Here is a 4787-nt window from a genome sequence, read left to right on the forward strand (position 1 = left end):
ACGATGCCGGACTGTTGAAAGCGTCTCTTCTCAGTTGGCCTCCCCCTCCTCGGCCCGTTCTAATGATGCGCCTGGCGCAAGTATCGGGCATACCTCCACCGTCCCGGGTGAAAAGCGGATATTGACCGCCCTCCCGCAGTGGGGGCCAAAAAAGTCCTCTAGGTGGAACATTCTCCGTAAACCAGGGCATTATAGCATTTTAACATGAGTTTGTCGGCTCTCGTCTTTTCCGCCCTATCGGCGGCGCGTTACGACGGAAAAGCGGGAGACAGGAGACATGGGTCGCCCACACGTAACGAGGAAAGGTTGTTAAAAGGTCAATTCTTTTGGATAATGTTGCGGGCTCGTGGCATAATCACCGAAATTCCGATCCATCCTAGAGGTGAAAAGTGATGATCCTTCAGAACATTGAAATCGCGCCGGGCGTAAACATCACCCTCATTGACCTGCCCCTTGCCATAGAGGGTTACCATGACTTCTTCGGGATCTGGCTGGTCAGGGACGAGGCTAGGAATCGGAATATCGTCGTGGACGTGGGACCGGCCTCGACGGCCCCTCTCTTGGTCGAAGACCTTCTGGACCTGGGTGTGAATAGGCTGGACTATATCTTGCTGACCCATATCCACCTGGATCACTCCGGTGGCTTGGCATCACTGCTTGAAGCCTTCCCTTCCGCCGAGGTAGCGGTCCACCCGAAGGGGAAACCCCACCTGGTCAACCCCGAAAGGCTCTGGAAAAGCAGCCTGAGGGTCATACCCGAAATGGCACCGGCCTACGGAGAGCCCGCGCCGGTTGACGGGTACCGCTTTATCCCCGAAGGAGACCAAATCCCCGGGATCATCGCCATCGATACTCCGGGGCACGCTTCCCACCATCGCTCCTTTTTCTATGAAACTCCGGCCGGCCCGGTCCTTTTCGCCGGCGAGGCGGCGAGCACCTTCACCCGCATCGACCGTCTCGTCCCTGGAGCCGGACCCGACAGGTACATGCTGCGGCCGGCCTCTCCGCCCCGGTTCTACATCGACAGGGCCCTGCAATCCATAGAAAAACTCAAGGGCGGGGACGCGTCCCTGCTCTGCTACGCCCACTTCGGGCACACTAGGCATGCGCGGCGGATGTTGGAAGAGGCGGCCCAACAGATCCAACTGTGGAAAAAACTGTTCATGGAGTACCTCGGCGAAAGGGGACCCATCAACGTCGCCGGGGTGGACATGGACGAACTGCTGGCCTTCCTGATCGACCGAGACCCCTGGCTTGAAGAATTTCCGAAGCTCCCCGCCGACATCCAATCCCGCGAGAGGAGTTTCATGCTCTCCAGCGCGGCCGGTTTCCTGGAAGCGGTCCTCTCCTGACTACTTACCGGCCTCCACAGGATGATCTCCAGGGCCTTTAGCAGGGTCTCGTTGAACTCCTCGGGCCGGGTTTCGGCGTTGACACTGACCACGGGGGACGGACTTCTCTGAATAGGCTGGCTGCCTCGACCACCGCCATCGTTTCTTCCCCGAAGGATCCCATGGTGTACCTGGAACGTCCCAGGCCCGAAGGCCCCTGGCCCGCCAGGTCCAGGATGATAAGGCGGTGTTTCATCGAGAAAAGGGTTGCCTGGACGCTCCGGTAGCGAGCACTGCAGCGCCGCCCATGGACGAAAACGAGGGAGGGCTCGCCGGCGCCGAAAGGTCAAGGACCATGTAGCCATCTCCCGTCCTTGACGGCTTATTGCTCCCCTTGCCATTCCGTTGATGCGTGATTGTCGCCTCGAAGGTATCATATCGAAAAACGACGGAATATCGCTTTTCTGTCCGGCCCTTCCAGCCGCGGATGAGGCCCATGTTTTTCTTCGGGAGGAATAGGATATGAGACTTCACCTGCCTTTTGGGAAGAAGACCCTTGAATGCGATGTCCCCGATGAGAACATACTGGAGATCCTGGAGCCCCGTCACGCCCTTCTGGAAGGGACAGCCGAAGAGATCATGGAACAGGCCCTCGGGAACCCCATTGGCAGTCCAACCCTGAAGGAAATAATCAAACCCGGTGAAAAGGTGGCGGTGCTGACCAGCGATATCACGAGGCCCTGCCCGTCGAAGGAAGTGCTCCCTCCCCTCCTGGAAAAACTTCGGGAAGCCGGCATAGCCGACTCGGACATCACGATCATCTTCGCCCTCGGGAGCCATCGTCCCCACACCGAGGAAGAAATGAGGTATCTCGTCGGCGACGAAATTTTTGAAGGTTATCGCTGCATCGACCATGACCCCTCCGACTGCGTCAACCTGGGGACTACGGCCTCCGGGACCCCCGTCGATATATTCCGACCCGTGGTGGAAGTCGACCGCCGGATCTGCGTAGGAAATATCGAGTTCCATTACTTCGCCGGTTACAGCGGCGGGGCCAAGGCTATCTTCCCCGGCGTTTCGACGATCGAGGCCATCCAGGCGAACCACCGCATGATGCTCGAGGAAGGGTCGAGGACGGGCAACAACAAGGGAAACCCTGTCCGGGATGATCTCGAGGAAATTGGACGCTTTATAAGGATCGATTTCACCTTCAACGTGATACTCGACCAGGACAAACGGATCATCCACGCCGTGGCCGGCGACTACATCGAGGCCTACAGGGCCGGCTGCCAAAGCCTCGACGCCCTGGGCAAGATCCCCATCGATGATCGGGCGGACATCGTGATCGTCTCCGCCGGAGGCTTTCCCAAGGACATCAACGTCTACCAGGCCCAGAAAGCCCTGGATAACGCCGTCTGCGCCGCGAGGAGCGGCGGGGTGGTGATATGGGTGGCTTCCTGCGGGGAAGGGTTGGGTTCCAGGACATTCTCCGACTGGATAAAGGAGGCCCGAAAACCGGAAGACCTTATCGAACGCGTGAAGAACGGCTTCCAGCTCGGCGGTCACAAGGCGGCAGCCATCGCCCTGGCCCTGGAGAAAGCATCGATCTTCCTGGTCTCGGACCTCGAGGACGAAGTGGTTCGTTCCTTCTTCGTGGAACCGGTGGAAAACCTGGAAAAGGCCGTCGAAAAGGCTCTCGCGATGACGGGGCCCGGGGCGAAGATCATCGTGATGCCCGCGGGAGGATCGACCCTGCCGGTCCTCGCCGACCGATGGTAAAACCTTGAAATAGCAGGATAAAGTCACCGCATAAGGCAGGGACTTTATCCTGTAAATCAAAGCCGTGCCCCACGCCGGGGACCGCGGCTTGAGAATACCATCTTTTTTTGAGGAAGGGATCATGGCCAAAATAGGCTCCTTCGAATTCAGCCTCCGGGAGCTGGGAGGCTCCCTGGGCGACCTGGGGACCCTGCTGCCCCTCGCCGTGGGGTATATCACCGTCTGCGGCGTCGACCCCGCCGGCATGCTGGTGTTCATGGGCCTTGCCAACATCGTGACCGGGGTCGTCTATAGGCTGCCGATGCCCATTGAACCCATGAAGGTTCTGGCCGTCATGGCCATTGCCCAGGCATGGAGTCCCGACCTGGTTTTCGTTTCGGGCCTCGCCATGGGGATTACCTGGATACTTTTGGGTTTTTCCGGAGCCATAACGTGGATCGGCTCCCGGACCCCCCAGGCGGTCATCCGGGGGATCCAGCTCTCCCTGGGCCTACTCCTGGCCATACAGGGCTTCCGCATGGTCGGCGGCGCCTGGGTCCTGGCGGCCGTCTCAATAATGATCATCCTGGTCCTCAGGGACAACCGTTATGCCCCGGCATCGCTGGTCCTCGTCGCCGGCGGGATCCTGCTGATGGCTTTTAAGGGGGACCTGTCCCAGATCCAGTCGATCTCCTTCTCCCTGCCGCCCTTTCGGACGCTCCGTCTCGAACTACTGTGGCCGGCCATTAGGGACGGCGGCTTCTCCCAGGTACCCCTGACGGCTGCCAATGCCGTGATCGCCACTTCGGCGTTGATAAACCGGTACTGGCCCGACCGCTTCGTTTCGGTCAGGCAGCTTTCACTGAACATGGGCTTCATGAACCTCCTGGGTCCCTTCATGGGTGGCATCCCCCTCTGCCACGGGGCCGGCGGCCTGGCCGGCCAGTACTACTACGGCGCCCGTACCGGGGGGGCGAACGTGATGGAGGGCATCCTCGAGGTATTGCTGGGGCTTTTCCTCGCCGGCCACATCGCTTCCATCTTCAGGTCCTTCCCGATGGCCATAGTGGGAGCGATGATGATCATGGTCGGCGTCGAAATGGCGAAATTCGCAGCGTCGGTGCGCACTTCAAGGGATTGGACCGTCGTGGCCGTCACCGTCGGTTTTTCCGTCTATCTGAACATGGCGGCGGGATTTGTTGCGGGCCTTGCTGCGGCGTGGGCCTTTGAAAACCTGGGGAAGAACCGAAAATGACCTGGAGGGAAAAGGGCTTGATGCTGGGACAACGCTGTGATAGGATTTAAGTGAGAATAAAAGATAAACTCCCTATGGGTATTTCAACGGAGGTGAGAATCATGAAACTGAGCGCCCGCAATGCCCTCAAGGGCAAGGTGAAGGAGGTCAAGACCGGCGCAGTGAACACCGAGGTCATCGTGGAACTTCCCGGCGGCGGCGAGGTGGTCTCCATGATCTCCAGGGAATCCGCGGAAAAGTTGGACCTCAAACCGGGGAAGGAAGTCTACGCCGTGATCAAGGCTTCCAACGTGATGATCGGGGTCGACTGATCCGATGAAAAAGGGGCCCCGGCTCGTGCCGGGGCCCCTTTTAATCTCACTTGTTATTTTACCATCAGCGCTTCGAGCTCCGCGGGGATCTTTTCTCCCGGCGTGTAGGTCTGGGGACCAACGGTGTCCTGC

General features: G+C 59.3%; 4 protein-coding genes. All 4 read left to right on the forward strand.

Annotation, left to right across the window (positions count from 1 at the left end; all coding sequences use genetic code 11):
* Positions 1–407: 407 nt before the first annotated feature.
* The 4 genes from GX108_01840 (at position 408) to GX108_01855 (ending at position 4655) form a co-directional block, all read left to right on the forward strand.
* Entirely contained in the window at positions 408–1352 is a 945-nt protein-coding gene (locus GX108_01840) for an MBL fold metallo-hydrolase (GenBank protein ID NLO55787.1), read from the forward strand.
* A gap of 501 nt (positions 1353–1853) precedes the next feature.
* Positions 1854–3110: a nickel-dependent lactate racemase gene (larA, locus tag GX108_01845; GenBank protein ID NLO55788.1), complete on the forward strand. Its 1257-nt coding sequence runs from the start codon at positions 1854–1856 to the stop codon at positions 3108–3110.
* 121 nt (positions 3111–3231) lie between these two features.
* Positions 3232–4344 carry a hypothetical protein gene (locus GX108_01850; GenBank protein NLO55789.1) on the forward strand — a complete coding sequence of 371 codons (1113 nt, stop codon included), beginning with the start codon at positions 3232–3234 and terminating at the stop codon, positions 4342–4344.
* A gap of 101 nt (positions 4345–4445) precedes the next feature.
* Positions 4446–4655 (forward strand): TOBE domain-containing protein, encoded by a 210-nt coding sequence (locus tag GX108_01855; protein ID NLO55790.1) that lies wholly within the window; start codon positions 4446–4448, stop codon positions 4653–4655.
* Positions 4656–4787 lie beyond the last annotated feature (132 nt).

The organism is Thermovirga sp. (assembly GCA_012523215.1).
In the GTDB taxonomy this organism is placed as follows: Bacteria; Synergistota; Synergistia; order Synergistales; family Thermovirgaceae; genus 58-81.

What these genes read in the sequence shown, in the direction of transcription:
- larA (NLO55788.1), top strand. Translation starts at nt 1,854, where the DNA reads ATGAGACTTCACCTGCCTTTTGGGAAGAAGACCCTTGAATGCGATGTC.
- GX108_01850 (NLO55789.1), top strand. Translation starts at nt 3,232, where the DNA reads ATGGCCAAAATAGGCTCCTTCGAATTCAGCCTCCGGGAGCTGGGAGGC.
- GX108_01855 (NLO55790.1), top strand. Translation starts at nt 4,446, where the DNA reads ATGAAACTGAGCGCCCGCAATGCCCTCAAGGGCAAGGTGAAGGAGGTC.